Origin of the sequence: Thiogranum longum, assembly GCF_004339085.1 — a bacterium.
Classification (GTDB): domain Bacteria; phylum Pseudomonadota; class Gammaproteobacteria; order DSM-19610; family DSM-19610; genus Thiogranum; species Thiogranum longum.
Genome location: NZ_SMFX01000001.1, coordinates 855,233 through 879,388 on the forward strand (window position 1 = coordinate 855,233; position 24,156 = coordinate 879,388).

Here is a 24,156-nt window from a genome sequence, read left to right on the forward strand (position 1 = left end):
GCGGCCTGTGCCGCGCTGGAGCAGAACATGAACAGCGATCGATTAATCATTTTTGATACCACCTTGCGCGACGGCGAGCAGAGCCCGGGCGCGTCAATGACCAAAGACGAGAAGGTCCGCATTGCGCGGGCACTGGAACGTCTGCGTGTCGATGTCATCGAAGCCGGATTCCCCATCGCCAGCCCCGGAGATTTCGAGTCGGTGCAAGCGGTGGCGCGTGCGGTGAAGGACTCGACCGTGTGCGGGCTTGCCAGGGCGCTGGATAGGGATATCGATCGTGCGGGCGAGGCGCTGGCTGATGCGGCCTCGGGCCGCATCCATACCTTCATTGCAACGTCACCGATCCACATGAAGATGAAATTGCGCATGGAGCCCGAGCAGGTCATTGAGCAGGCGGTAAAGGCGGTAAAGCGCGCCGGAAAATACACCGACAACATCGAATTCTCACCGGAAGACGCCGGGCGTTCGGAGCTGGATTTTCTCTGCCGCGTGCTGGAAGCGGTGATCGATGCCGGTGCCACCACGGTGAATATTCCCGATACCGTCGGCTATAACCTGCCGCACCAGTTCGGCGAATTGATTCGTCAGCTGATCGAGCGGGTACCGAATTCAGACAAGGCTGTATTTTCCGTGCATTGCCACAACGACCTTGGCCTGGCCGTGGCCAATTCGCTTTCCTCCGTGATCAATGGCGCGCGCCAGGTGGAGTGCACGATCAACGGACTGGGTGAGCGTGCCGGTAACGCCGCACTTGAAGAAGTGGTGATGGCCGTGCGCACGCGGCGTGATGTCTTCACCTGTGATACACGGCTGGAAACCCCGGAAATCATGGCCTGTTCCCGGCTGGTGTCGAGCATCACTGGTTTTGCCGTGCAGCCGAACAAGGCGATTGTCGGTGCCAATGCCTTCGCCCATGAATCCGGTATTCACCAGGACGGTGTGCTCAAGAGCCGCGAGACGTATGAAATCATGCGTGCCCAGGATGTTGGCTGGGCGGCCAACCGCATTGTGCTGGGTAAACACTCGGGTCGTAATGCGTTCCGCACCCGTCTTGAAGCACTGGATATCCACCTCGATTCTGAAGAGGCTTTGAATGAAGCCTTTGCGCGCTTCAAGGAACTTGCCGACAAGAAGCACGAGATTTATGACGAAGACCTGCAGGCACTGGTGACCGAGGCCAGCCAGGAGGCTGAGAACGAACAGTTCAAACTGGTGGCCTTGCGCGTCTGTTCCGAAACCGGCGAAACCCCGAGCGCCGATGTCACGCTTAATATCAATGGTGAAGAGAAACGGGCAAGTGCTTCCGGTGGCGGGCCTGTTGATGCGACATTCAAGGCCATTGAATCCATTGTTGGCAGCGGTACGGAATTGCAGCTCTACTCGGTCAACAATATCACCAGTGGTACTGATGCACAGGGTGAAGTCACAGTCAGGCTGGAAAAGGCCGGGCACATCGTTAACGGGCAAGGTGCGGATACCGATATCGTGATTGCATCGGCGCGCGCCTATGTGAACGCCTTGAACAAGATTATCGAACCGGAGGGGCGTGAGCATCCGCAACTGGGTGACGTGTAGCAGACATGAACCGGGGTGGCGATACAGCAGGTAACGCGAAGCAGCAGTACCTTGATGCCATGGGTATTCTGCGCTGGCAGCGGAGAGCGTCAGGGCTGCCGGAAAATGCGCAGCCGGCAGGAGATGAGGTGGATGTATCCCTGCCCCCCGACAATCATGAAGGCGAGCGTTCACAGGAGCATGCCCGGGCTGCTCCGCCACGGAAATCTCACGACAGCCCTGCTGTCATCAGGACTGAGCCTGAAAACGACAGTGCAGGGAAGGGCTCCCCGCAGATTGCGGGACTGGACTGGGACACGTTGCGGTCCCGTGTCAGCGAATGTACGGCCTGTGAACTGCACACCAGTCGCACGCAAACCGTATTCGGCACAGGTAACCGGAATGCCGACTGGCTGGTGATCGGCGAGGCACCAGGTGCAGACGAAGATGCGCAGGGTGAGCCTTTTGTGGGGCGCGCCGGGCAGTTGCTGAATGCCATGCTGCTTGCCTGCGGGCTGGAGCGGGAACAGGTCTATATTGCAAATATCCTCAAGTGCCGACCACCCGATAACCGTGATCCACGGCCCGGGGAAGTGGCGAGCTGCGAGCCTTACCTGATGCGTCAGATCGAACTGATCCAGCCAAAACTGATCCTGGCCGTAGGTCGCATTGCGGCGCAGAACCTGTTGCAGTGCGATACACCCATCGGAAAACTGCGCGGTAGCGTGCACACATTCCGCGATACCGGCATACCCCTGGTGGCAACCTATCACCCCGCCTACCTGCTGCGCTCGCCGGCAGAGAAACGCAAGGCCTGGCAGGATCTTCAGCTGGCCATGCAGATTGTGAACGAGGCTTCTTCGTGAGCGCGATTCTCTCTGACCAGGGAGAACGTCTGCGTCCCATGACAGTGAATGATCTGGAAAGGGTTATGGCGATCGAACCGTTAGCCTACGAATTTCCCTGGAGCGAAGGCATATTCCGTGACTGTCTGCGTGTCGGGTACTGCTGCTGGTGTTACGAGGAAAATGGCGAGTTGCTGGGCTACGGTGTGATGAGTGTCGCCGCCGGTGAATCACATATTCTCAACCTGACGGTGCATCCTGAATCACAGCGCAAGGGGATAGGGCGGAAATTGTTGATGCACTTCATCCAGCTGGCCCGTCGTCACGGGGCGGACACCCTGATGCTGGAGGTGCGGCCTTCGAATACCGCTGCGATCCGGCTTTATGACGCGATGGGGTTTAACGAAATGGGGCGTCGTCGCAATTACTACCCGTCAGAGAATGGGCGTGAAGATGCGCTGCTGCTGGCGCTGGATTTGACTACCTGATTAATTGACCGGCTCAAAAGCCGCGCAAATTTCTGTCAACCTGTTGATTAACAATATTATAAGTGCGGGCTAATACGCCTGTTTTATTTCGGTGATATAGTTATACGCAGTCTTGATAAAAGGTATCTGGCAGGATCTAGTCAGGTAGAGAAAAATGAACAAGAATGCAGGCTTGATTCTATTGGGGGTTGTACTGGTTACTGGACTTGCAGTCTTTCTGATGTCCGGCAAGAAACCGGAAAGCTCGACTCCACTCACCGGAAAATCCGCTCCATCCCAGCCCGCTGGTCAAACGGCCCCTGCACTACCGTCTCAGGGAGATAGTCTGCCTGGCACCCCGGAGCATGCAAACTCAGATGTGTCACCCACGTCTCCTGAGCAGGCCCCGGAACTGGAACCTGAAATACGCGATGCGCTGGGAAAAATACTGAGTACCTCGTCAAAAGGGCTTGTTGAAAAAACCACAAATGGTGTTTCAAGTGTAGATTTAAAAGGACGTTTTCAGACTGCGCCGGTGGCAACAATTGATAAGGATGGAAATATACAGATTACAGACTACACCCACTTGCCCGCGACATCGGGACAACAATGAAAAACCTGGAGGTGATCAAGTCAGGAATAGTGGCTATTTTCCTTTGCCTGTGTAGTCTGAATGCACAGGCTACACAAATAATCATATCGAACCTGGATGGCGCAGGCGAAGGTTTTAACGACCCAACGGCGATTTCACCGGCAGGCGGGAACCCGGGCACAACACTTGGTCAGCAACGTCTCAATGTTTTTGAACAGGCTGCCAAGATCTGGGAAGCGGTTGTAGACAGTAGTGTTGACATAGTTATTGATGCGCAATTTAATCCCCTGAGTTGCACCTCTACACAGGCTGTACTTGGATCAGCCGGGACAACAACGATCCACGGGAACTTCCGTTTTACGCCGGTCAGGGATACCTGGTATGCAGCAGCACTGGCTAACAGTCTGTCAGGTCAGGATAAGAATGCGTCTACTGCAGAAATTACCGCCACCTTCAATTCAAGCATCGACAATAATAATGGCTGCCTTAACGGCACCAACTGGTACTACGGTCTGGACGGCAACCGGCCAGCCGGCACGATTGAGTTATTGAGCGTCGTTCTTCACGAGATCGGTCACGGCCTGGGTTTCCAGACGTACGTTGATCTTGCCAGCGGCGCCAAATTCAGCGGCCAGAACGATATTTTCATGCTTAACCTGGAAGACCACAGTATTGGACAAACATGGGACCAACTGACTGACGCAGGCCGCCTGGCCTCGGCGACCGATACCAATGACCTGCACTGGACGGGTCCGGATGTAACAGCGCAGGCTGCCAATTACACTTCGGGTGCCGGACTGGGGCATGTCGAAATGTATGCGCCAGCAGCATTGAGCGGCGGGTCATCAGTCTCACATTTCAGCAATGCCTTGACGCCTAATGAACTGATGGAACCGATTGATACCGGACCCAAGTCCGGTCCGGGGCTTGCCTTGCAGCTAATGACAGATATCGGTTGGTCGGCATTTCCCGATGCAGTTCCGGTTATTGCGCAGCTGGGTGATCAGAGTGCCATGGACGGGGAAACGATCCCTGTAACCGTCCTGGTACTGGACAATGATACGCCACTGTCAAGCTTGAGTCTGACCGCTGTATCTTCAAACTCAGCTATTGTTGCACCCGCCGGTCTGGCCTTCAGTGGAAGTGGCCGTCAGCGTACCTTGTCGGTGACGCCGGAAACAGGGAGTTCCGGGAGTGTTACCATTACGGTAACGGTGTCTGACGCGACCGGCAGTGCAAGCGAAAGTTTTCAGCTGAACGTGACATTGAATAACTCGCCGGTCGTAACGATTACCAGTCCTGCGAATAATGCAATGTTTCTGGATACCGACCTGGTCAGTCTGCAGGCGGATGCAAGCGATATCGAGGACGGAGATGTAAGTGCTTCCCTGACCTGGTCATCAAATATTTCAGGCGCACTGGGTGGTGGCTCCCCACTTGCGGCTACCCTGGTTGAGGGTACGCATACGATTACTGCTACGGCCACAGATTCCCTGGGCAGGACAGGCAGCGCGAGTCTGACAATCACCAGTTATGGCAACAGTGACACTGACGTTGATGGCCTGCCGGACAACTGGGAGTTTTCCAACTTTGGCACGCTGGCAGAAACGGGGTCCGGTGACTTCGATAGTGATGGATTGTTGAACGTGGATGAGTTCGTTATCGGTACGCTACCGACCGTGCAGGATACGGACGGTGACGGTCTCACCGATGGTGATGAAGTCAATGTCTATGGCCTTGATCCAAACGTGTCTGATAAAGGCGATATAGGACCACGTAATAACCCCGATGGATTGTACAATGCCGGCGATGTTGTGGTCATGACGCGCCTGGTGACGGGTGTCATTTCGCCGACCGCACTGGAATTGGCGCTGGCAGATATCAATAATGACAATTTTCTCAACGTAGCAGATCTCCTGTTGTTACAGAAGGCTGTCCTGGTGGGCACGACACCCTGAGCAAAAGTCCTGTCGTTCGGGTAAAATGGCCGTTTTAGTTAACCGGCAGCAAAATGAGCAGTATCTCCGATCAGGCAAAGCGTCGCCGTACCTTTGCCATTATCTCCCACCCGGATGCGGGTAAGACCACGCTGACCGAAAAGCTGCTGCTGTTCGGTGGTGCCATCCAGCTTGCGGGTACCGTCAAGGGCCGCAAGGCAGCCCGGCATGCAACTTCAGACTGGATGACAATGGAGAAAGAGCGCGGCATTTCCGTGACTTCATCCGTCATGCAGTTCCCCTATAAAGACGCCATGGTCAATCTGCTGGATACACCGGGCCATGAGGATTTTTCCGAAGACACCTACCGCACCCTGACGGCTGTTGACTCGGCGCTGATGGTCATCGACGTGGCCAAGGGTGTCGAGCAACGCACCATAAAATTGATGGATGTCTGCCGCTTGCGTACCACGCCGATCTTTACCTTCATCAACAAGCTCGATCGTGAAGGGCGTGATGCCATCGATCTGATGGACGAAGTGGAAGAGGTGTTGAAGATAAAATGCGCCCCCATTACCTGGCCGATAGGCATGGGAAAACGTTTCAAGGGTGTCTATCACATCGAGCAGGACAAGGTCTTTTTGTACCAGGGTGGTGATGCCAGCAAGAAGCAGGCGGTCACGGTGATCGATAGCCTGGATAATCCGCAGCTCGATGAAGCGCTGGGCAGTCAGGTCGATGAGCTGCGCGAGGAAATCGAACTGGTGCAGGGCGCCAGTCACGGCTTTGACAAGGAAGCCTACCTGCGTGGAGAACTGAGTCCTGTGTTTTTCGGTTCAGCCATCAATAACTTCGGTGTGCAGGAACTACTGGATTATTTTGTCGAGCATGCGCCGCCGCCACAACCACGCGAAACCACCACGCGCAGCGTAGATCCCACCGAGGAAAAGCTGACCGGTTTCGTGTTCAAGATACAGGCCAACATGGACCCACAGCACCGTGACCGCATTGCCTTCTTTCGTGTCTGTTCCGGCAGCTACACACGGGGCATGAAAATGCGCCACGTACGTATCGGGCGCGACGTGCAGGTGGCCAATGCCATGACCTTTCTTGCTTCAGACCGGGGGCATGTCGAAGAAGCTTTCCCGGGCGATATTATCGGCCTGCACAACCACGGTACGATCCGCATTGGTGATACCTTTACCCAGGGCGAAGCGCTTAAATACACAGGCGTCCCAAACTTTGCGCCGGAACTGTTCCGTCGTGCGGTGCTGAAAGACCCGCTGCGCATGAAAGCCCTGCAGAAAGGCCTTGAACAGCTCAGTGAAGAAGGCGCCACACAGCTGTTTCGTCCATTACGAAACAATGACCTGATTCTTGGTGCCGTTGGTGTGTTGCAGTTCGAAGTGGTTGCGCAGCGTCTCAAGGACGAATACAAGGTCGAATGTGCCTTTGAAAATATCTCCGTCGCCACGGCGCGCTGGATCGATTGCGATGATCCGAAAACGCTGGAGAAATTTCGTGAAAAGGCCTACGACAACCTGGCGATCGACCAGGCCGGTGAGCTGGTGTATATCGCCCCGACGCGCGTAAACCTGGAGCTGGCCATCGAGCGTCACCCGGATGTACGATTCCTGGCGACGCGCGAGATCTGATTAGCGTCATCCCGGCGCAGGCCGGGATCCAGCGCTTTCAATGACATGGATACCGGCCTACGCCGGCATGACGAATGAATCGGGGGCAATCTAAATATAGTCCCGGATACGACTCTCAAGAAAGTCGATAAACAACCGGACCCTGGCCTGCTGGAAACGGCGATCAGGGTAAACGGCATAGACACCCGCGCTGCCGCAATCATAATCCGGTAACAGTCGCTCCAGGCGTCCGGCGCGGATGTCATCACCAACCATAAAGTTCGACAGGGCGGCAATCCCCGAACCGCCCAGTACGAACATCCGTACGGCGACTGCGCTGTTGGTTTTCAGGCGTCCCTTTGCATGGACAACCTGTTCCTTCCCGTTACGTATGAATGTCCAGTGGTGCGGTGTCGGAAGCTGGCTGAATATAATGCACTCATGGCTGGCCAGTTGTGCCGGGGTTTCCGGTTTTCCATTACGCTCGATATAGTCCGGTGAAGCGCACAGCAGGCGCGGTGAGTCACACAACTTGCGGGCGATAAGGGTTGAATCACTCAGCCAGCCCACGCGAACGCTTAAATCGATCCCTTCCTCCACCATGTCAACAACACGGTCATCCAGTAACAGTTCTACGCTCAGTCCGCTGTATTGCTGAGTAAAGAGATTCACCAATGTCGCAAGCTGGCTGCCAAAACCGGTCGGGCCGGCAATGCGCAGTGTCCCGGTCGGCTCGTCCTGCAGCTGGCTGATGCGGCGTGTTGCCTCCTGTGCCTCGGCCACAATACGCGCACAGCTCTGGTAATACGTTTCCCCGGCTTCCGTCAGGCTCAGGCTGCGTGTGGTGCGGTTGAGCAGTCGGACCCCCACACTTTGTTCCAGCAGCGAGATGTGCCGGCTGATGGCCGAGCGGGCTATGCCCAGACGTCGCGCCGCGCCGGAAAAGCTCTTCGTTTCAACCACGTGAGAGAAGATCACCATGCGTTTCAGGTCATCCATACGCCTATTGATCTCCTTTTGAGAACAAAGATGTATAACAAATCAGTATTGTTATCGTACTGATACATTTCTACAATTTTTCTCACGTTGATGCAAGTGACTGTGAAGGAGGTAGAGATGACCCGGGCAAGTAAGGCAATGCGATTTTTTCTTTTCAATGCATCGGTTTTCATAACGGTGGGTATCTGGCTCACCGGGTTCGATAAGGTGCACTGGTTTCTTTATCTGGTACCTGGATTTTTCCTGTTCGCCGCGCTGGTCGGGATATGTCCCGGGCTGATTCTGGCCCAGAAGATTTTTGGCAAGGAGTAAATTATGAACCCGAAAAATATCCATCACGAAACCCTGATACGTACCACACCTGAACAGATGTGGAAGGTGTTGTCACAATACGGCAATGTTTCCCGTTTTCACGGTGGTGTCGTTGAATCACATGCAGAGACGGGCAGTGAAAATACTGCATCGCCAGGGTGCGAGCGCGTCTGTCATATCGTTGATATGGGGCTGAAGATCACCCTCAAGGAACGTATTACTGACTATGAAGAGGGCCGTTCGTATAAATACGAGGTCTATGAGTGGAAAAACTTTCCAGTCCGGGAGATGTCATTCACTTTTACCATACTTGACTCCACGTCAGATCACACACGGCTTGCGATCGATATCAATTACCTGGCAAAGCCTGCCTTGCTTACGCCGCTACTGGTACCGAAAATGAAGGGACTCGCACGTGATGTGCTGCTGGGTTACAAACATTACGTTGAAACCGGTGAGCGCAGGGTGCCGATCGGGACGCTGAAAAAGCACTACAGAAACCAGCAGCCGGCTACTGCCTGATAATTCCACGTCATTGCGATGCCTTACCCTTGCGGGTCAAGGCATCGCAATGACGTCTAAATTATTCAGAGTGCCAGTGCGGCAATCGTGGTTGCCATGAAGATGATTGCCAACGCACGCCAGAATGCCACCGGGTTGCGTTCGATGAGTGGCTGTTGATCCAGGCGGGTGTAGTGCTCATTCGGGTGAGACAGGTCGTAGATAAACTCTGACAACAGGCTGTGGCGACGCTCCGGGTTGATGGCAACGGCCTTCATCAGCGCGCCGTCGACCCAGGTCGGTATCACCTTGTCGTGTTCACGAATAGAAACATAACGAACCTTGTTCAGGTTGTTCTCCCTCAATTCCTTCGGGTAGGGCAGTTTCCCGCAAAGCATTTCGTAGGTGATGACGCCGAGCGAAAAAATATCGGAGCGGTTGCTGCCACTGTGGCCGCGCAGGTACTCGGGTGCGGTGTAATGCCGGGTGCCCAGCACGTTGTCGCGATCCAGCGGTGTCGTTATTTCCGAGATACCGGCTATCTTGGTCGAGCCGAAGTCGATAATCTTTACCACACCGTGTTCATCGATCATGATGTTTTCCGGCTTCAGGTCCTGGTGGATCATTTCCTGCCGGTGCATGGCACGCAGTCCGCGCGCGACCTGTTCCACGATGTTGCGCACCGCGTCGATCGAAGGTTTCGGGTTGTCGCGCATCCACTGGCGCAGCGTTTTACCTTTTATATATTCGGTGACGTAATAGAGAAACTGACGCCGTCCGTGTGGATCCAGCACCTTGAGTATGTGCGCACTGTTCAGGCGTTTACCCGCCCATTCCTCGTGCAGGAACTGGTCAATGTATTCCGGGTCGTCATCGAAATTGACCGACGGGGTTTTCAGTACCACCTGTGTATCGGTTTCCGTGTCCAGCGCGAGGTACACCTGGGTGCGGTTACTGGCGTGCAGTTCGCGCAGGATACGGTAGCCGTCCAGCACCATGCCGGGTTCCAGTGGTGGAGGGAAGGGCAGCTGTGTGAGCTTGCGGAAGAATTCGTGCTCGTCACCTTCCGGCAGGTCCTGGATGTACAGCAACTGTGCGCTCAGGTTGTCGTTGCTGTTGTTCATTGCCGCCTTGCGGATAATGACTTTCACCGCTTCCTCGGGGTGTTTCAGGTTCTCGAGTACCAGGCGTTTTAACGTGGTGTCATCGACAAAATCATGTATACCATCGGTCGTCAGAAGATAGGCGTCATTCTTTTCCACACTGAAAGAATGAAAGTCGATATCGAGGTGGGTATCTATGCCCATGGCACGACTGAGATAGCTTTTGTCCGAGCTGACTGTCACGCGATGGTCGTTGGTCATTTGCTCCAGATCGCCATCGCGCAGGCGGTAAATGCGCGTATCACCAACATGGAACAGGTAGGCCGTGGTGGATTTAATCACCATAACGCTGAGTGTCGTCACCAGCCCCTTCGGCGTACCGTACTGCTGGTGCCCCTGGCTGTAGAGCCAGCTGTTCAGTGCGCCCAGTATTTTCTCGCCGGAGGTTTCGACCGTCCAGGACTCGGGGGTACTGTAATAGTCGTTGAGGAAACCCTTTACGCTGTAGTCAGCGGCCTCACGCCCGGCTTCGCTGCCACTCATGCCATCGGCAATGACAGCGGCGACACCCTTGTCTTTCAGGAGCGTGCTTTGTTCCGGAATACGAATCCCGCAGGAGTCGTCGTTGCTCTCCTTGAGGCCGGCTTCCGAGCGCTGGCCGGCGATGACAGTCAGTTCAGGCATGACAGGATGATGTCACATTAACTCACCTTGATCATCTGCACAGTGCCGTCCGGCAGGACTTCGGTCATGTGCCCCTCGGGTTCGTCGAGGAAGAACAGTACGGCAACCAGTACCACAACGGCGGCGCCACCAATGACCAGAAAGAATACGTTGGGCGCCACGAAGGACAGCACGGTCAGGAATGCCACGCCACCGACATTACCAAAAGCGCCTGCCATCCCGGCGATCTGCCCGGTCAGGCGACGCTTGACCAGGGGAATAACGGCAAACACGGCACCGTTGCCGGCGTTGACGAAAATGGAACAGAAGATAACGACGGCAACCGCCGCAGGCACGGACCAGCCAGCGTCAATATAGCTCATCAGCAGGTAGCCAACTGCCAGACCGGCCATGATAATAACAAGAGAGCGCTTGCGCCCGAATTTGTCACTGATCCAGCCGCCGGCCGGACGCATAACAAGATTTAGCCCGGCGAACACCGAGGCGATCAGGCCGGCTTTTACGATAGACAGGTCGAAAGTGTCCTGGAAGAACAGCGGCAGCATCGATACCACAGCCAGCTCCGAACCAAACGTCACCATGTAGGCCAGGTCCAGTACGGCGACCTGTTTGAATTTGTAACGTTCGATCTCCGGTACCGGCTTTTTGAACACATGACCGTTGATCTGGTAGATGCGTATGGTCTGGAAAATGTACAGGCTGAGCAGTATCGCGTAGATGATATCCACCACAGGCTCACTGAGCATACCGAGGTTGGCCGGGCTGAGTTTCCAGGCCAGCACCGCCAGCGCCGCGTACAGCGGAATGTTCATGACCAGGTACAGGAAGAAATCACCCGGGCTGGTGATCTCCAGCGCGCCGTTACGCTTTGGTTTGAAATAGGTCGATCCTTTCGGCGTGTCGCTGGTAGAAAAGAAATACACCGCGGAGTAGATCAGTGCCAGTACGCCGGTGCTGCCGATGGCGTAGCGCCAGCCGTCGTCGCCACCGAATGCAACTGCCAGTGAAGGCAGAATCAACGCAGCGCCTGCGGAACCGAAGTTGCCCCAGCCACCGTAGATGCCCTGTGCAATGCCGGCCTGTTTGGCGGGATACCATTCAGTGATCATACGGATGCCGATCACAAAACCGGCACCGGCAAAGCCGAGCAGGAAGCGCATCAGCGCCAGTTGTTCATAACTGTCCGCAATCGCAAAGCCGAAACACAGGAATGCAGACACAAACAGCAGGCCCGAGTAGATGCGCCGTGGCCCGAACGCATCTACCAGCATACCGATGATGATGCGCGCCGGAATCGTCAGCGCGACATTGAGTATCAGCAGCGTCTTGATCTGCTGGTCGCTGAGGCCAAAGGTCTCGCGCATGGCGCCGAGCAGCGGGGCGTGGTTGAACCAGACCAGGAAACTCAGAAAGAAGGCGAACCAGGTCAGGTGCAGGATTTTCGTTTCGCCGGAAAATGAAAATAGTTTGAATCCTGTGGCTTGCATGGTGCGTTGTATCCCCGGTTGAATATGACTGCTGATGCCTTCAGCAAGGACTATGCCATGCACCCGGGCTACCGTTATCTTGTATGGCTGGCGGGTGCACGGCAGGGATGACATGCGTGGTCTGAAACCCCGTGGTAGTCGTCCTTTGCGGGCGCCTGCACGCTGACCGGCCCGGTTGGTTTTTCTGCCAGCGCCCGTTTACCGGGCAAGCGTCAGCCCTTTATCAAGCGCCTGTGCTGCTCCATGCCAAGGCATTAGCGTATAAGCACGCACTAATGTAGTGCGTGGTGTGATGCATAGTGTCCGGACGCAACCCATCGTATATAGCTATCTTTTTGTTAAATAAATTAAAAATATGAATTCAGTGGTCTGGCACAGCGCTTGCTAAACACCTGTCAGACCCTCACTGGAAAAGTTACATGAAAGAGAAACTCGTTTTAATCGGCAATGGCATGGCCGGCGTGCGCGCCCTTGAAGAGTTGCTGAAGCTGTCACCCGAGCAGTACGACATCAGCGTGTTCGGTGGTGAACCTTACGGTAACTACAACCGTATCCTGTTATCGCCGGTGCTGGCCGGCGAGAAGACCATCGAAGAGATCATGATCAACGACGAGCAGTGGTACGCCGACAACGGTATTACCCTGCACAAGGGCAAATGGGTCGAGGACGTTAACCGTGCAAAGCGTATCGTGTGTGCCTCGGACGGCACTGAAGAAAAATACGACCGTTTGATTATTGCCACCGGCTCTCATCCTTTCATCATCCCGATTCCCGGTAACGAACTGGACGGTGTGATTGCTTTCCGTGATATCGCCGATGTCGACACCATGCTCGAAGCCGCGAAGAAAAAAAACGGCAAGGCGGTGGTGATCGGTGGAGGACTGCTCGGTCTTGAAGCGGCCAATGGCCTGATGAAGCAGGGCATGGATGTCACCGTGGTGCACCTGATGGATACCCTGATGGAGCGTCAACTCGACAAGCCGGCCGGCGCACTGCTGAAAGCCTCGCTGGAAGAGAAGGGCATGAAGTTCCTGATGGAAGCGCAGACCGAGGCCGTGCTGGGCAAGGACAAGGTCGAGGCTGTGCGTTTCAGGGACGGCCTGGAAATTCCCGCCGACATCGTCGTCATGGCGGTCGGCATCAAACCGAATATTGAGCTGGCCGAGAAGATCGGCCTGCACTGCGAGCGTGGTATTGTCGTTAACGACACCCTGCAGACCTTTGACCCGCGCATCTATTCTGTCGGCGAGTGTGTACAGCACCGTGGTACGACCTATGGTCTGGTGGCGCCGCTGTTCGAACAGGCCAAGGTGTGCGCCAATCACCTTGCGCACCTGGGTATTGCCCGTTATGAAGGTTCGGTGACATCGACCAAACTGAAGGTAACCGGTATCGACCTGTTTTCTGCCGGTGATTTCCACGGCGACGAACATACCGAAGAACTGGTATTACAGGACCCGGGCCGCGGCATTTACAAGAAAGTGGTACTGCGTGACAACCGCATCATCGGCGCTGTCATGTACGGTGACACCATCGACGGTACCTGGTACTTCGAACTGTTGCGCGACAACACCGATGTGTCCGACATCCGTGACAACCTGCTGTTCGGTCAGGCCCACCTCGGTGATTCCGGCCACGGTGATGACAATCGTGTGGCCGCCATGGCTGCCACCGCCGAGATTTGTGGTTGTAACGGTGTCTGCAAGGGCGATATCGTTGATGCCATCACCAGGAAAAATCTGTTTACCCTGGACGATGTGCGTGCACACACCAAGGCGTCCAGCTCCTGTGGTTCCTGTACCGGACTTGTCGAAGCCTTGCTGGCGCACACACTGGGCGGCGACTACTCCGAGTCACCGGCAAAGAAACCGCTGTGCGGCTGCACTGAATTCACGCACGATGAAATACGTGCCGGCATCCGTGAGCACGAACTGAAAGATATTCCCTCCACACAGCAGTTCTTCGAATGGAAAACACCGGATGGCTGCGCCAAGTGCCGTCCTGCGCTCAACTACTACCTGCTGTGCCAGTGGCCGGGTGAGTTCGAAGACGACAGCCAGTCGCGCTTTATCAACGAGCGTGCCCACGCCAACATCCAGAAGGATGCTACCTACTCGGTGATTCCACGCATGTGGGGCGGTGGCACTTCACCAAAAGAGCTGCGCGCTATCGCGGATGCGGCGGAGAAGTACAACATCAAGACGGTACACGTGACCGGTGGCCAGCGCATCGCGCTGTACGGCCTGAAGAAAGATGAGCTGCCGAAAATCTGGGGCGAGCTGAATGAAGCCGGCCTGGTGTCCGGTCACGCCTACGGCAAGGCGCTGCGCACCGTAAAGACCTGCGTGGGCCGCGAGTGGTGCCGTTTCGGCACACAGGATTCCACGCAGATGGGTATAGACCTGGAGAAGATGACCTGGGGGTCATGGACGCCACACAAGTACAAGATGGCCGTGTCCGGCTGTCCGCGTAACTGTGCCGAGGCGACCATCAAGGATCTCGGCGTGGTCTGTGTTGATTCCGGTTACGAGCTGCACGTGGGGGGTAACGGTGGCATCAAGGTGCGTGCAACGGATTTCCTGTGCACGGTCAAGACACCGGAAGACGTCAAGGAATACGCTGCCGCCTACATGCAACTGTACCGCGAGGAAGCTCACTACCTGGAGCGTACCGCGCCCTGGCTGGAGCGCGTAGGCCTGAGCTACGTGAAGGAAAAAATCGTCGAGGACGATGAAGGCCGCAAGGCGCTGGCAGAACGCTTCCTGTATGCCCAGAAATTTGCACAGGATGATCCGTGGGCAGAACGCGCCAAAGGTGGCGAAGCACACGAATTTACCCCGATCACGCAGGTAGGTTAAAGACATGAGTAACGATAACTGGATTAAAGTCGGCAAGATCGGGGAAATCCCGCGCCAGGGTGCGCGCGTGGTCAGCCGCGCCGAAGGCGATATTGCCGTGTTCCGCACCGTGAACGACGAGATTTTCGCCTTGCGCGACCAGTGTCCGCACAAGGGCGGGCCGCTGTCGCAGGGCATTGTGCACGACAAGCGTGTGGCCTGTCCGTTGCACGACTGGAAGATCGGGCTGGATACGGGTGAAGCGGTGGCGCCGGATGAAGGGTGTGCGGCGAGTTACCCGGTGAAGATCGAGGGTGATGTGATTATGTTGTCGCTGACACCGAATGAGGGGTGTCCGAACGCCTGATGCTTTTCGGACGTCACAAAAAGAACCCCATTAAACTGGCCGACAAGGGCGCGGTGGAGTGGAAGTACACGACCTGCGGTTATTGTTCTACCGGTTGTGCGATTGAAGTCGGCCTGAACAAGGACGGCAAGGCGGTGTCGGCGCGTGGCGTTGGTGATGCCGATGTGAATCGTGGCAAGCTGTGTATCAAGGGTATTTTCGAGTACGAGTTGTTCGAAAGTGGCGGCCGTGGACGCGTGCCGCTGATGCGTGATCGTATCCATGAGCCGTTCCGGGAAGCAAACTGGGACCAGGCGATGGACAAGACTGCGTCCGAGATCCAGCGCATCCAGGAAGCGCACGGCCGTGATGCGTTCGCCATTGTGTCTACCGGCCAGATCATGACGGAAGAGTTTTATACGCTGGGTAAACTGGCGCGCGGTGTGGTTGGGACCAATAACTATGATGGCAATACTACCTTGTGCATGGCATCGGCGGTATCAGGTTACAAACGTTCATTCGGTTCCGACGGCCCACCCGGCTGCTATGATGATTTTGAACATACGGACTGCCTGCTGGCAATCGGCTCCAACCTGCCGGAACAGCATCCGATTATTTACTGGCGCATGCGCGAAGCGCGCGAGAAGCGGCCTTTCCCGTTAATTGTCGTCGATCCGCGTGTAACCATGCTGGCGCAGAATGCCGACATGCACCTGCCGATCAGTCCCGGCACAGACCTGGTGCTGTTGAACAGCCTGGCGTATGTGATCCTGGAAGAAGGCCTGCAGGACGAAGACTATATCCGCGCCCACACCACAGACTTCGAGGCCTTCAAGGCCACGGTGCAGGACTACGACCCGCTGACGGCCTCGAAGCTCTGCGGTATCGACGAAGACACCATCCGCAACGTCGCGCGCGTCTATGCCAAAGCCAGCTCGGCCATGACCATCTGGACCATGGGTATCAACCAGTCCACACACGGTTCCGACGGCGTGGTAGCCATCAACAACCTCAACCTCATCACGGGTAACATCGGCAAGCCCGGTGGAAGCAGCCTGTCCATCACCGGCCAGTGCAACGCCATGGGCACGCGCGAGTGGTCGTCCTGTTCCGGCCTGCCGGGTTACCGTGCGCTGGAGAAGCCGCAGGACCGCAAGGACATTGCCGAATTCTGGGGCATCGACGAAGACTTCTTCCCGGAAAAACGCGGCCTGTTCATGACCGATATTCTGCCTGCGATTGAAACCGGGCAGATCAAGGGCCTGTGGCTGATCGCCACCAACCCCATGACCTCCATGCCGAACACGGCACGCATCCGCAAGACACTGGAGAAACTGGACTTCCTGGTAGTGCAGGATGCCTACGCCGATGTCGAGACCAACGAATACAGTCACGTGTTCCTGCCGGCCGCCATCTGGGCCGAGAAGGAAGGTGTGTTCACCAACACCGAACGCCGCGTCAACCTGATCCGTAACGTCATGCCACCCTTCGGTGATTCAAAGCCGGACTTCTGGATCTTTAACGAAATGGCGAAGCGCATCGAGCGCGACAAAAAGCCGAACTTTCCCGAGACCACCGAACAGGCCTTCGAGGAGATGAAACAGCTGTCGAAAGGGCGTCTTCTGGATATCTCCGGCATGAGCTACGACAAGATCGAGGAGAAGCGAGGCTTGCAATGGCCCTGTCGCGACGGTGACGAAACCGGTTCGCAGCGTTTATATACCGATGGCGTGTTCCAGTACCCGGACGGCAAGGCCAAACTTATTCCGCTGCCGTTTGTCGACAACAACGAACGGCCTGACGATGAATACCCCCTGTGGTTGAACAGCGGCCGCGTGGTAGAGCATTTCCATACCCGCACCCGCACCGGCAAGGTCGGTAACCAGAACAAGTTCAGTCCCACGCCTTACATGGAAATGAACCCGGATGCTGCCGCGGAGTTTGGTGTGGAGCACGGTCAGTATGCGCGCCTGGTGTCCCGGCGCGGTGATGCTGTTGTGCTGGTGCAGAGCACCCAGCGCGTACCGCGCAACATGATCTTCGTGCCGTTTCACTACCACGAGTGCGTGAACCGCGTCAGTCTCGGCTTGCTCGATCCCCATTCGCGCCAGCCGGCCTATAAGCAGTGCGCCGTGCGTGTGGAGCCGATCGAGGACCAGCAGGCGGCAGCAGAATTGAACCTTGCGGCGCGGGCCTATTGATCGTTATGAGCAGTATTAAAAACTTCCGTCATTGCGAGCGCAGCGCGGCAAGTTCCCACAGTTTGTTGCAAGAGTTAGAAAGATTGCCGCGCTGCGCTCGCAATGACAGTGATTTATTCAGGCAGTCAATCAACTTATGTTCAAAGTAAGAAACAACGAACCGGAATACGCCTTTATTCCGGACTCCGAAGCGCCGCAGACCAACTGCTACGGCAAGCCCATCCAGCTGATCGATGAAAATGATCCACTGGCTGGACAAAGCCTGAACATCAACGGCGACAGCAGCGTTGGCGACAACCCCAACCGCTACAAGCAGCACGGGTTCTATTTCAATGCCGACAACTGCATTGCCTGTCACGCCTGCGAGGCCGCCTGTGCGGAAAAGAACGATACGCCGGCACACCTGGCATTCCGTTCCGTCGGGTATCTTGAAGGTGGCAGCTACCCGGCGGTAGCGCGCCTGAATATTTCCATGGCCTGTAACCATTGCGACAACCCGGTGTGCCTCAAAGGCTGCCCGACGCGCGCCTATACCAAGTTTGCCGAGTACGGTGCTGTGCTGCAGGACCCGGACATCTGCTTCGGTTGTGGTTACTGCACCTGGGTGTGCCCGTACAACGCACCGCAACTCGACCCGGTCGCCGGCCATGTCTCCAAGTGCAACATGTGTGTCGATCGCCTGGAAGTCGGCCTGAAACCGGCCTGTGCCTCGGCCTGTCTCGGCGGTGCGCTCGACTTTGGCGTGATCGAAACCGTCCCGGAGAACCGCGAACAACTTTCCACCAGCATTCCCGGTTTCCCCGACACCTCGATTACTCAGCCCAATATCCGCTTTCAGCAGACGCGCAGCCTGCCACGGGAAATGCGCCGCACCGACAGCACCCCGATCCGCTACGTGCGCGATGACCAGAACGCAAAGCCGGAGCCCGACGTTAAAGGCGGGCAGGGAACGTACCGCAGCGCAGCGCTGAAGCGAACCAATAAACCCAGGCAGTGGAACCTCACCAAACTGCGCTCACGCGAAGATCCGCTGGTGCTCTTTACGCTGATTACCCAGGCCGTGGTCGGCGCATTCCTGCTGTTATTCCTCGGCCCGCCGTTCGGACTGGCGTCGCTGGGCGCTGCCGCTCACCCGGTTGCCTACCCGGTCATGCTGTTCGGGTTGATTGCAGTACAGACCTTTGCCCTGGTGATCTCCACCCTGCACCTGGGACGTCCGCACCGCTTTTACCGTGCCTTTAATAATTTGCGCCATTCGCCGGTCAGCCGTGAAGTTGCCGCTGTCGCCGTGTTCTATAACCTGCTTGGCGCCTATGCCGTGCTGACAGGTTTGCCGCAGTTGTTTGCCTGGTTACCGGAAGGCCTGGTCAGCGCTGTGCGCGAGCTGTCCGGCTGGCTGGCGGTCATTGCCGGCCCCGTGTCGATTTATTTCATGCACCGCATCTACCGCATCCCGGCGCGCCCGTTCTGGAACCACTGGCAGGTGCTGACCAGCTTTTACGCCAGCATGCTAACGCTCGGCTCGCTGGCCGTGGCGCTGGTGTTCGTACCGTTGCTGGTCGTACAGGACACCGATTACACGCCCCTGTTGCAGACACTGACACTGCTGGCGCTGGCCGGACTGGTGATCGAGGCGTTTGGTCTTTACCGTCACGCGGACTACCTGCGCCACCACAGCGGTGAAGGGCAGGCCGCGTGGATGGAGCAGACCACTACCTTCGGCAAAACCTACTGGTTACGCAATGCGCTGATGCTCGGCGCCGGCCTGTTGATCGCACTCGCGGCCCTCAGCGGGCTGCAAGGTGTTGCCGGTTTTGTCCTGTGGGGCCTTGCGGCACTGGCCCTGTCGGGCGCTGCGCTGATCGGTCGCGCACTGTTCTACGTACTGGTCATCCCGACCACCCTGCCCGGTGCCTTCTTCTGGAAGAACCCGGCATTCGAGGAACACGCGCGCGAGGCGGGACTGGCCGACATGACACAGGTCGGCGTGCAGGTCGCCGAGCACTGACAGGTTTACAGTAGTGATCCCGTGCAAAACACCTCCCCGTCATTCCGGCGCAGGCCGGAATCCAGCGGATAAATTCGACAATGACCTGGAACGTGCCGTGTTCATGGTGCAGTACCAGTCACTGCGACAGCGCGTACTGCGGTTGGCCGGTGTCCTTTTGATCGTTGGCAAGCACGGTCTGCGTGGCCTGTTGTATGTCTGGCCACTGACCTTGCTGGTGTTTGTCGATTTCCCCGGTCTGTGGGATGTGATTCGTCTGACACTGCTGGTACTGGCGACCGCTGGCTGGTCACGTTTTGTGTATGGCTCGGTGCGTGACGACTACCGACGTTTCATTGGTGGCCGCCTGCTCGAACCCCGTAGCCTGCGCACGGTATTTTGATAACAAGCTGTCTGGTAATTGATGGAGTAATGAAATGACCCTTGAAGTAAACGGTACCGAAGTCAGTCTCGATAACGAGGGTTTCCTGCTCTACCCGGAAGAGTGGGATATGCAGGTTGCCAATGCACTGGCAACGCGCGAACGGATTGACATGAGCGATGACCACTGGACAGTTGTTTACTTTGTGCGGGGCTACTTTGAAGAACGCCAGACTGTCCCCGAAGCACGCCATGCGCTAAAAGCACTGCGGGAAAAACTCGGCAAGGAAAAAGCCAGCCGCAAGTTCCTGTACTCGCTGTTTCCCTACGGCTACGGCCAGCAGGCGTGCAAGATTGCCGGCATGCGCAAGCCGCTCAAGTTGATGCTCGATATCTGATGCCGCACCTCGGCCAACGGGTATAATGGCCGAATGAGTAACCCCGAAATCCGAACCACCTGCCCCTACTGTGGCGTCGGCTGCGGCGTACTGGTCAGCGTCGACGAGGCGATGAACGTCAGTGTGCGCGGCGACCCCGATCACCCGGCGAACTTCGGGCGCCTGTGCTCCAAGGGCGCAGCGCTGGGCGAGACCGTCGGGCCGGATAACCGCCTGCTGTACCCGAAGGTCGATGGCGAAGTCACCGACTGGGGCCGCGCGCTGGATCACGTGGCCGGTGAGTTCAAACGCGTGATCGAAACACACGGCCCCGATGCCGTCGCATTTTATGTCTCCGGCCAGTTACTGACGGAAGACTACTACGTCGCCAACAAGCTGATGAAAGGCTTCATCGGCTCCGCCAACATCGATACCAACTCGCGCTTGTGCATGTCCTCGGCGGTGGCCGGTTACAAGCGCGCCTTTGGCACCGACACGGTGCCGTGCAGTTACGAAGACCTGGAGCGCGCCAAGCTGATTGTGCTGGCCGGCTCCAATACCGCCTGGTGCCACCCGGTGCTGTTCCAGCGTATCCGCAAGGCCAAAAAAGACAACCCGGATCTTATGGTCGTGGTGATCGACCCGCGTGCGACGCCAACCTGCGATGTTGCCGACCTGCACCTTGCCGTGCGTCCCGGTTCCGATGCCATGCTGTTCAACGGCCTGCTGTGCTACCTGCAAGACAGCGGCGAACTGAATGCCCTGTTCGTGGAACGCTGCACCGATGGCGCCGATGAAGCGCTGGCCAGCGCGCGCGCATCCGCCGGTGAGCTTGACGTAGTTGCAACCGCTTGCGGTATCGATACTGACACGCTGCGCGAGTTCTACCGGTTATTTGCGCGTACCGAACGTGTGGTCACCGTATTCTCGCAGGGCATCAACCAGTTCTCCTTCGGCACCGACAAGGTCAACAGCCTTATCAACTGCCACCTGCTGACCGGCCGTATCGGACGGCCTGGCATGGGGCCGTTCTCCTTTACCGGGCAGCCCAACGCCATGGGCGGGCGTGAAGTTGGCGGGCTGGCCAACCAGCTGGCCGCACACATGGAGATCGACAACCCGCAACACCGCGAACGCGTGCAACGTTTCTGGCAGTCCCCGGCCATCCCCGGGCAGGCCGGACTGAAAGCCGTGGACATGTTCCAGGCAATGGAGACCGGCAAGATCAAGGCTGTCTGGATCATGGCCACCAACCCGGCCGTCAGCCTGCCCGACACCCAACGCGTACGTGCTGCACTCGGGCAGTGTGAACTGGTGGTGGTGTCGGACTGTGTGGAACACACCGACACCACCCAATACGCCGACGTACTGTTGCCCGCACAAAGCTGGGGCGAAAAAGAAGGCACCGTCACCAATTCCGAGCGGCGTATTTCCCGTCAACGCGCCTTCCTGCCGACCCAGGGCGATGCACGGCCGGACTGGTGGATTGTCAGTGAAGTCGGACGGCGCATGGGCTATGAAAGTGCATTCGACTACCCGGCTGCCGTCGACGTGTGGCGTGAGCACGCCGCACTGTCCGGCTTTGAAAACGACGGCGAGCGTGATTTCGACATCAGTGAACTGGCCGGCCTCAGTCACGAAGACTACCAGTACCTGCCCCCCGTGCAGTGGCCGGTCAGTCATGCCGCCCCGCAGGGCAGTGCGCGCATGTTCAGCGATGGCCACTTCTTTACCCGCAACGGTCGCGCGCGCTTCGTGCCGATCAACAACCCGCAACCGGCGCATGCCATCAGCGATGACTACCCGCTGGTGCTGAACAGCGGCCGCGTGCGCGATCACTGGCACACCCTGACACGTACCGGTAAATCACCGCGCCTGTCCGGTCACATCGTTGAACCCTATGCGGAACTGCACCCCGACGATGCCACGCAGTACAGCGTCGAAGATCACGGCCTGGTCAGGCTGCACAGTGCGTGGGGCGAGATCGTGGTGCGTGCCCAGGTCACGGGTACCCAGCAGCGTGGCAGCGTGTTCGTGCCCATGCACTGGAACCTGCAATTCTCCAGCGTGCCAAGTGTGGATTGCCTGGTCAGCCCGGCTACCGACCCGGTGTCCGGACAACCCGAATTCAAATATACCCCCGTGGCCATCGAACCCTTCCCGGTCGTCTGGCACGGCTTTATCCTGTCGCGCCGCCGGCTGGAGCTGAAAAATGCGGCCTACTGGTCCTGCGCCAAAGGGCAGGGCATGTGGCGCTATGAAATCGCCGGCGAGCAAAGCCCCGAAGACTGGGCCCGTTGCGCGCGCGATTTGTTATGCAGCCACGAAACCGACGTCGACTGGCTGGAATACTTCGACCCGGCCGTCAACCGCTACCGCGCCGCACGGCTGGTCGATAACCAGCTGGAAAGCTGCATCTTCATCGGCCCCGATATCCACCTGCCATCACGTGACTGGTTATCAAAACTGTTCGAACAGGGCCCGCTCGACGATGCCGCACGCACCAGCCTGCTTACCGGCAAACCTGCCATCGGTCAGAAAGACGCCGGGCCTATCGTCTGCTCCTGTTTCAGTGTCGGCATCAATACCCTGGTCGATGCTATTCAAAGCCAGCACCTCACCAGCGTGGAACAGATCGGTGAAGCGCTGAAGGCCGGCACCAACTGCGGGTCCTGTGTGCCCGAACTCAAGGCGTTGCTGGCGGACCAGGACTGAATGAATTGCCGCTGCCGAGGATGTCCACCAACGGACTGATCACTGCATTACCGCCACGCTGTAAAACATGGGTATAGATCTGCGTAGTGCGAATATCCTTGTGTCCCAGTTGTTCCTGAACGGTGCGAATATCCATACCCCGTTCCAGCAGGTGAGTGGCAAAGGAATGTCGCAGCGTGTGGCAACTGGCGGGTTTGAAGATACCTGCCCGGCGCAAGGCGCGTTTGACGGTTTTCTGCAGACAACTGTCATCCAGATGATGACGCCGCCTGATACCGGAGCGCGGGTCGTTACTGCGCTTGCTGGCCGGGAACACATACTGCCAGCCCCATGATTTCGGTGCCTGCGGGTACTTGCGTTCCAGTGCATAGGGCAGCCACACAGCGCCAAAGCCATCGGCCAGGTCCTTTTCATGAAGATTCCGAACCAGTTCAAGCTGGCGCTTCAGGGGTTCGATGCAGGGGTCCGGCAAGGTGACCACACGGTCCTTGCCGCCCTTGCCACTGCGCACCGTGATGGCGCGATGCTCAAAATCCAGATCCTTGACGCGCAAGCGCAGGCACTCCATTAACCGCAGGCCGGAACCATACAGCAGGCAGACCGGTAGCCAGCAGGGGCCATCAACCTGACGGATCAGCCTGCGCACCTCATCCTGTGACAATACCGTTGGCAGTCGCTGTGGCTGTTTGGCGCGAACCACATTCAGAATATCCCCCAGCGGTTGGCCTATAACCTGTTTGTAGAGAAAAACCAGCGCATTCAGCGCCTGGTTCTGCGTACTGGGTGATATACGACGCTTGACAGCCAGATAGGTCAGAAACTCGGCAACGTGCTTTTCGCCAAGGTCCTTCGGGTGCTGTTTGTTATGGAACAGAATGTAGCGATGAACCCAGCCTACATAAGACTTCTCGGTACGAATGCTGTAATGCCGGGTCCGGATCGTATTTCGAACCTGGTCAAGAAAAGGCGAGCTGTGGCGTTTCCTGGTCATAATACATATCCCTCCATGGACTGTATGGATGAACAGTATAATAGCCTGCTCCCGGATTGCAAGGCGTGGATAGATGGAAAATTGAGTTAATTCTACAGGTGGGGTTGATCCGTAACTGGTGCCAGTAAGCAGGTTTGAGGTGTGTAGCGGCTTGAAAAGAAAGGGATACAAGCGTAGGTTTACAGACAAGAAACGGGGCGCACCGG

The 24,156-nt window shown here is 57.0% G+C and carries 19 protein-coding genes; 15 read left to right on the plus strand and 4 right to left on the minus strand.

Going from position 1 to position 24,156, the window contains the following annotated elements; genetic code table 11:
- The first annotated feature begins 27 nt into the window (after positions 1-27).
- The 6 genes from DFR30_RS04260 to DFR30_RS04285 all read left to right on the plus strand — a co-directional run bounded on the left by DFR30_RS04260 (position 28) and on the right by DFR30_RS04285 (position 7,050).
- Complete coding sequence (locus tag DFR30_RS04260) at positions 28-1,575, plus strand: 2-isopropylmalate synthase (protein ID WP_132971493.1); 1,548 nt, start codon at positions 28-30, stop codon at positions 1,573-1,575.
- Positions 1,576-1,580: 5 nt separating this feature from the next.
- Positions 1,581-2,420, plus strand: coding sequence for a uracil-DNA glycosylase (locus DFR30_RS04265; protein WP_207891802.1), 840 nt, complete (start codon positions 1,581-1,583; stop codon positions 2,418-2,420).
- A complete protein-coding gene (rimI, locus tag DFR30_RS04270; protein ID WP_243640673.1) occupies positions 2,417-2,887 on the plus strand; it encodes a ribosomal protein S18-alanine N-acetyltransferase in 471 nt (156 codons plus the stop codon). Before DFR30_RS04265 ends, rimI begins: the two co-directional genes overlap by 4 nt.
- A gap of 154 nt (positions 2,888-3,041) precedes the next feature.
- Positions 3,042-3,479, plus strand: coding sequence for a hypothetical protein (locus DFR30_RS04275; RefSeq protein ID WP_132971494.1), 438 nt, complete (start codon positions 3,042-3,044; stop codon positions 3,477-3,479).
- The gene (locus DFR30_RS04280; protein ID WP_132971495.1) at positions 3,476-5,416 is read left to right on the plus strand and encodes a putative Ig domain-containing protein; all 1,941 of its coding nucleotides are present in this window, start codon (positions 3,476-3,478) and stop codon (positions 5,414-5,416) included. The genes DFR30_RS04275 and DFR30_RS04280 overlap by 4 nt, the downstream gene beginning before the upstream one ends.
- Before the next feature lie 53 nt (positions 5,417-5,469).
- Positions 5,470-7,050, plus strand: coding sequence for a peptide chain release factor 3 (locus DFR30_RS04285; RefSeq protein ID WP_132971496.1), 1,581 nt, complete (start codon positions 5,470-5,472; stop codon positions 7,048-7,050).
- A gap of 90 nt (positions 7,051-7,140) precedes the next feature.
- Here DFR30_RS04285 and DFR30_RS04290 read toward each other — a convergent pair whose 3' ends face one another.
- Positions 7,141-8,028: a LysR family transcriptional regulator gene (locus DFR30_RS04290; protein WP_132971497.1), complete on the minus strand. Its 888-nt coding sequence runs from the start codon at positions 8,026-8,028 to the stop codon at positions 7,141-7,143.
- A gap of 102 nt (positions 8,029-8,130) precedes the next feature.
- Between DFR30_RS04290 and DFR30_RS04295 the strand changes: the two genes are divergently transcribed.
- Both DFR30_RS04295 and DFR30_RS04300 read left to right on the plus strand, forming a co-directional pair.
- Positions 8,131-8,340: a hypothetical protein gene (locus tag DFR30_RS04295; RefSeq protein WP_132971498.1), complete on the plus strand. Its 210-nt coding sequence runs from the start codon at positions 8,131-8,133 to the stop codon at positions 8,338-8,340.
- A 3-nt stretch (positions 8,341-8,343) separates the two neighbouring features.
- Positions 8,344-8,862, plus strand: coding sequence for an SRPBCC family protein (locus DFR30_RS04300; RefSeq protein WP_132971499.1), 519 nt, complete (start codon positions 8,344-8,346; stop codon positions 8,860-8,862).
- A 65-nt stretch (positions 8,863-8,927) separates the two neighbouring features.
- Here DFR30_RS04300 and DFR30_RS04305 read toward each other — a convergent pair whose 3' ends face one another.
- Together DFR30_RS04305 and DFR30_RS04310 are read right to left on the minus strand one after the other, a co-directional pair.
- Complete coding sequence (locus tag DFR30_RS04305; RefSeq protein WP_132971500.1) at positions 8,928-10,628, minus strand: bifunctional protein-serine/threonine kinase/phosphatase; 1,701 nt, start codon at positions 10,626-10,628, stop codon at positions 8,928-8,930.
- Positions 10,629-10,645: 17 nt separating this feature from the next.
- Entirely contained in the window at positions 10,646-12,229 is a 1,584-nt protein-coding gene (locus DFR30_RS04310; protein WP_243640674.1) for a NarK family nitrate/nitrite MFS transporter, read from the minus strand.
- 305 nt (positions 12,230-12,534) lie between these two features.
- On the opposite strand from DFR30_RS04310, the gene nirB reads away from it, so the two are divergent.
- The 7 genes from nirB (at position 12,535) to DFR30_RS04345 (ending at position 22,959) form a co-directional block, all read left to right on the plus strand.
- Positions 12,535-14,973, plus strand: a complete 2,439-nt coding sequence (gene nirB, locus DFR30_RS04315; protein WP_132971501.1) for a nitrite reductase large subunit NirB — start codon at positions 12,535-12,537, stop codon at positions 14,971-14,973.
- A 4-nt stretch (positions 14,974-14,977) separates the two neighbouring features.
- The gene (gene nirD, locus DFR30_RS04320) at positions 14,978-15,319 is read left to right on the plus strand and encodes a nitrite reductase small subunit NirD (RefSeq protein ID WP_132971502.1); all 342 of its coding nucleotides are present in this window, start codon (positions 14,978-14,980) and stop codon (positions 15,317-15,319) included.
- Complete coding sequence (locus DFR30_RS04325; protein ID WP_132971503.1) at positions 15,319-17,499, plus strand: molybdopterin oxidoreductase family protein; 2,181 nt, start codon at positions 15,319-15,321, stop codon at positions 17,497-17,499. Before nirD ends, DFR30_RS04325 begins: the two co-directional genes overlap by 1 nt.
- Before the next feature lie 136 nt (positions 17,500-17,635).
- Complete coding sequence (locus DFR30_RS04330) at positions 17,636-19,507, plus strand: DmsC/YnfH family molybdoenzyme membrane anchor subunit (RefSeq protein WP_132971504.1); 1,872 nt, start codon at positions 17,636-17,638, stop codon at positions 19,505-19,507.
- Positions 19,508-19,520: 13 nt separating this feature from the next.
- A complete protein-coding gene (locus tag DFR30_RS04335; protein ID WP_132971505.1) occupies positions 19,521-19,889 on the plus strand; it encodes a hypothetical protein in 369 nt (122 codons plus the stop codon).
- A 34-nt stretch (positions 19,890-19,923) separates the two neighbouring features.
- Complete coding sequence (locus tag DFR30_RS04340) at positions 19,924-20,265, plus strand: TusE/DsrC/DsvC family sulfur relay protein (RefSeq protein WP_132971506.1); 342 nt, start codon at positions 19,924-19,926, stop codon at positions 20,263-20,265.
- A 33-nt stretch (positions 20,266-20,298) separates the two neighbouring features.
- The gene (locus tag DFR30_RS04345) at positions 20,299-22,959 is read left to right on the plus strand and encodes a nitrate reductase (protein ID WP_132971507.1); all 2,661 of its coding nucleotides are present in this window, start codon (positions 20,299-20,301) and stop codon (positions 22,957-22,959) included.
- Here DFR30_RS04345 and DFR30_RS04350 read toward each other — a convergent pair.
- Positions 22,931-23,950, minus strand: coding sequence for an integron integrase (locus tag DFR30_RS04350; RefSeq protein WP_132971508.1), 1,020 nt, complete (start codon positions 23,948-23,950; stop codon positions 22,931-22,933). The genes DFR30_RS04345 and DFR30_RS04350 overlap by 29 nt on opposite strands.
- Between the last annotated feature and the right edge of the window lie 206 nt (positions 23,951-24,156).

Excerpts from the sequence above, each read along its gene's own strand:
- DFR30_RS04260 (WP_132971493.1), top strand. The coding sequence starts at position 28 with ATGAACAGCGATCGATTAATCATTTTTGATACCACCTTGCGCGACGGC.
- DFR30_RS04265 (WP_207891802.1), top strand. The coding sequence starts at position 1,581 with ATGAACCGGGGTGGCGATACAGCAGGTAACGCGAAGCAGCAGTACCTT.
- DFR30_RS04275 (WP_132971494.1), top strand. The coding sequence starts at position 3,042 with ATGAACAAGAATGCAGGCTTGATTCTATTGGGGGTTGTACTGGTTACT.
- DFR30_RS04280 (WP_132971495.1), top strand. The coding sequence starts at position 3,476 with ATGAAAAACCTGGAGGTGATCAAGTCAGGAATAGTGGCTATTTTCCTT.
- DFR30_RS04285 (WP_132971496.1), top strand. The coding sequence starts at position 5,470 with ATGAGCAGTATCTCCGATCAGGCAAAGCGTCGCCGTACCTTTGCCATT.
- DFR30_RS04290 (WP_132971497.1), bottom strand. The coding sequence starts at position 8,028 with ATGGATGACCTGAAACGCATGGTGATCTTCTCTCACGTGGTTGAAACG.
- DFR30_RS04300 (WP_132971499.1), top strand. The coding sequence starts at position 8,344 with ATGAACCCGAAAAATATCCATCACGAAACCCTGATACGTACCACACCT.
- DFR30_RS04305 (WP_132971500.1), bottom strand. The coding sequence starts at position 10,628 with ATGCCTGAACTGACTGTCATCGCCGGCCAGCGCTCGGAAGCCGGCCTC.
- DFR30_RS04310 (WP_243640674.1), bottom strand. The coding sequence starts at position 12,229 with ATGTCATCCCTGCCGTGCACCCGCCAGCCATACAAGATAACGGTAGCC.
- nirB (WP_132971501.1), top strand. The coding sequence starts at position 12,535 with ATGAAAGAGAAACTCGTTTTAATCGGCAATGGCATGGCCGGCGTGCGC.
- nirD (WP_132971502.1), top strand. The coding sequence starts at position 14,978 with ATGAGTAACGATAACTGGATTAAAGTCGGCAAGATCGGGGAAATCCCG.
- DFR30_RS04325 (WP_132971503.1), top strand. The coding sequence starts at position 15,319 with ATGCTTTTCGGACGTCACAAAAAGAACCCCATTAAACTGGCCGACAAG.
- DFR30_RS04330 (WP_132971504.1), top strand. The coding sequence starts at position 17,636 with ATGTTCAAAGTAAGAAACAACGAACCGGAATACGCCTTTATTCCGGAC.
- DFR30_RS04340 (WP_132971506.1), top strand. The coding sequence starts at position 19,924 with ATGACCCTTGAAGTAAACGGTACCGAAGTCAGTCTCGATAACGAGGGT.
- DFR30_RS04345 (WP_132971507.1), top strand. The coding sequence starts at position 20,299 with ATGAGTAACCCCGAAATCCGAACCACCTGCCCCTACTGTGGCGTCGGC.
- DFR30_RS04350 (WP_132971508.1), bottom strand. The coding sequence starts at position 23,950 with ATGACCAGGAAACGCCACAGCTCGCCTTTTCTTGACCAGGTTCGAAAT.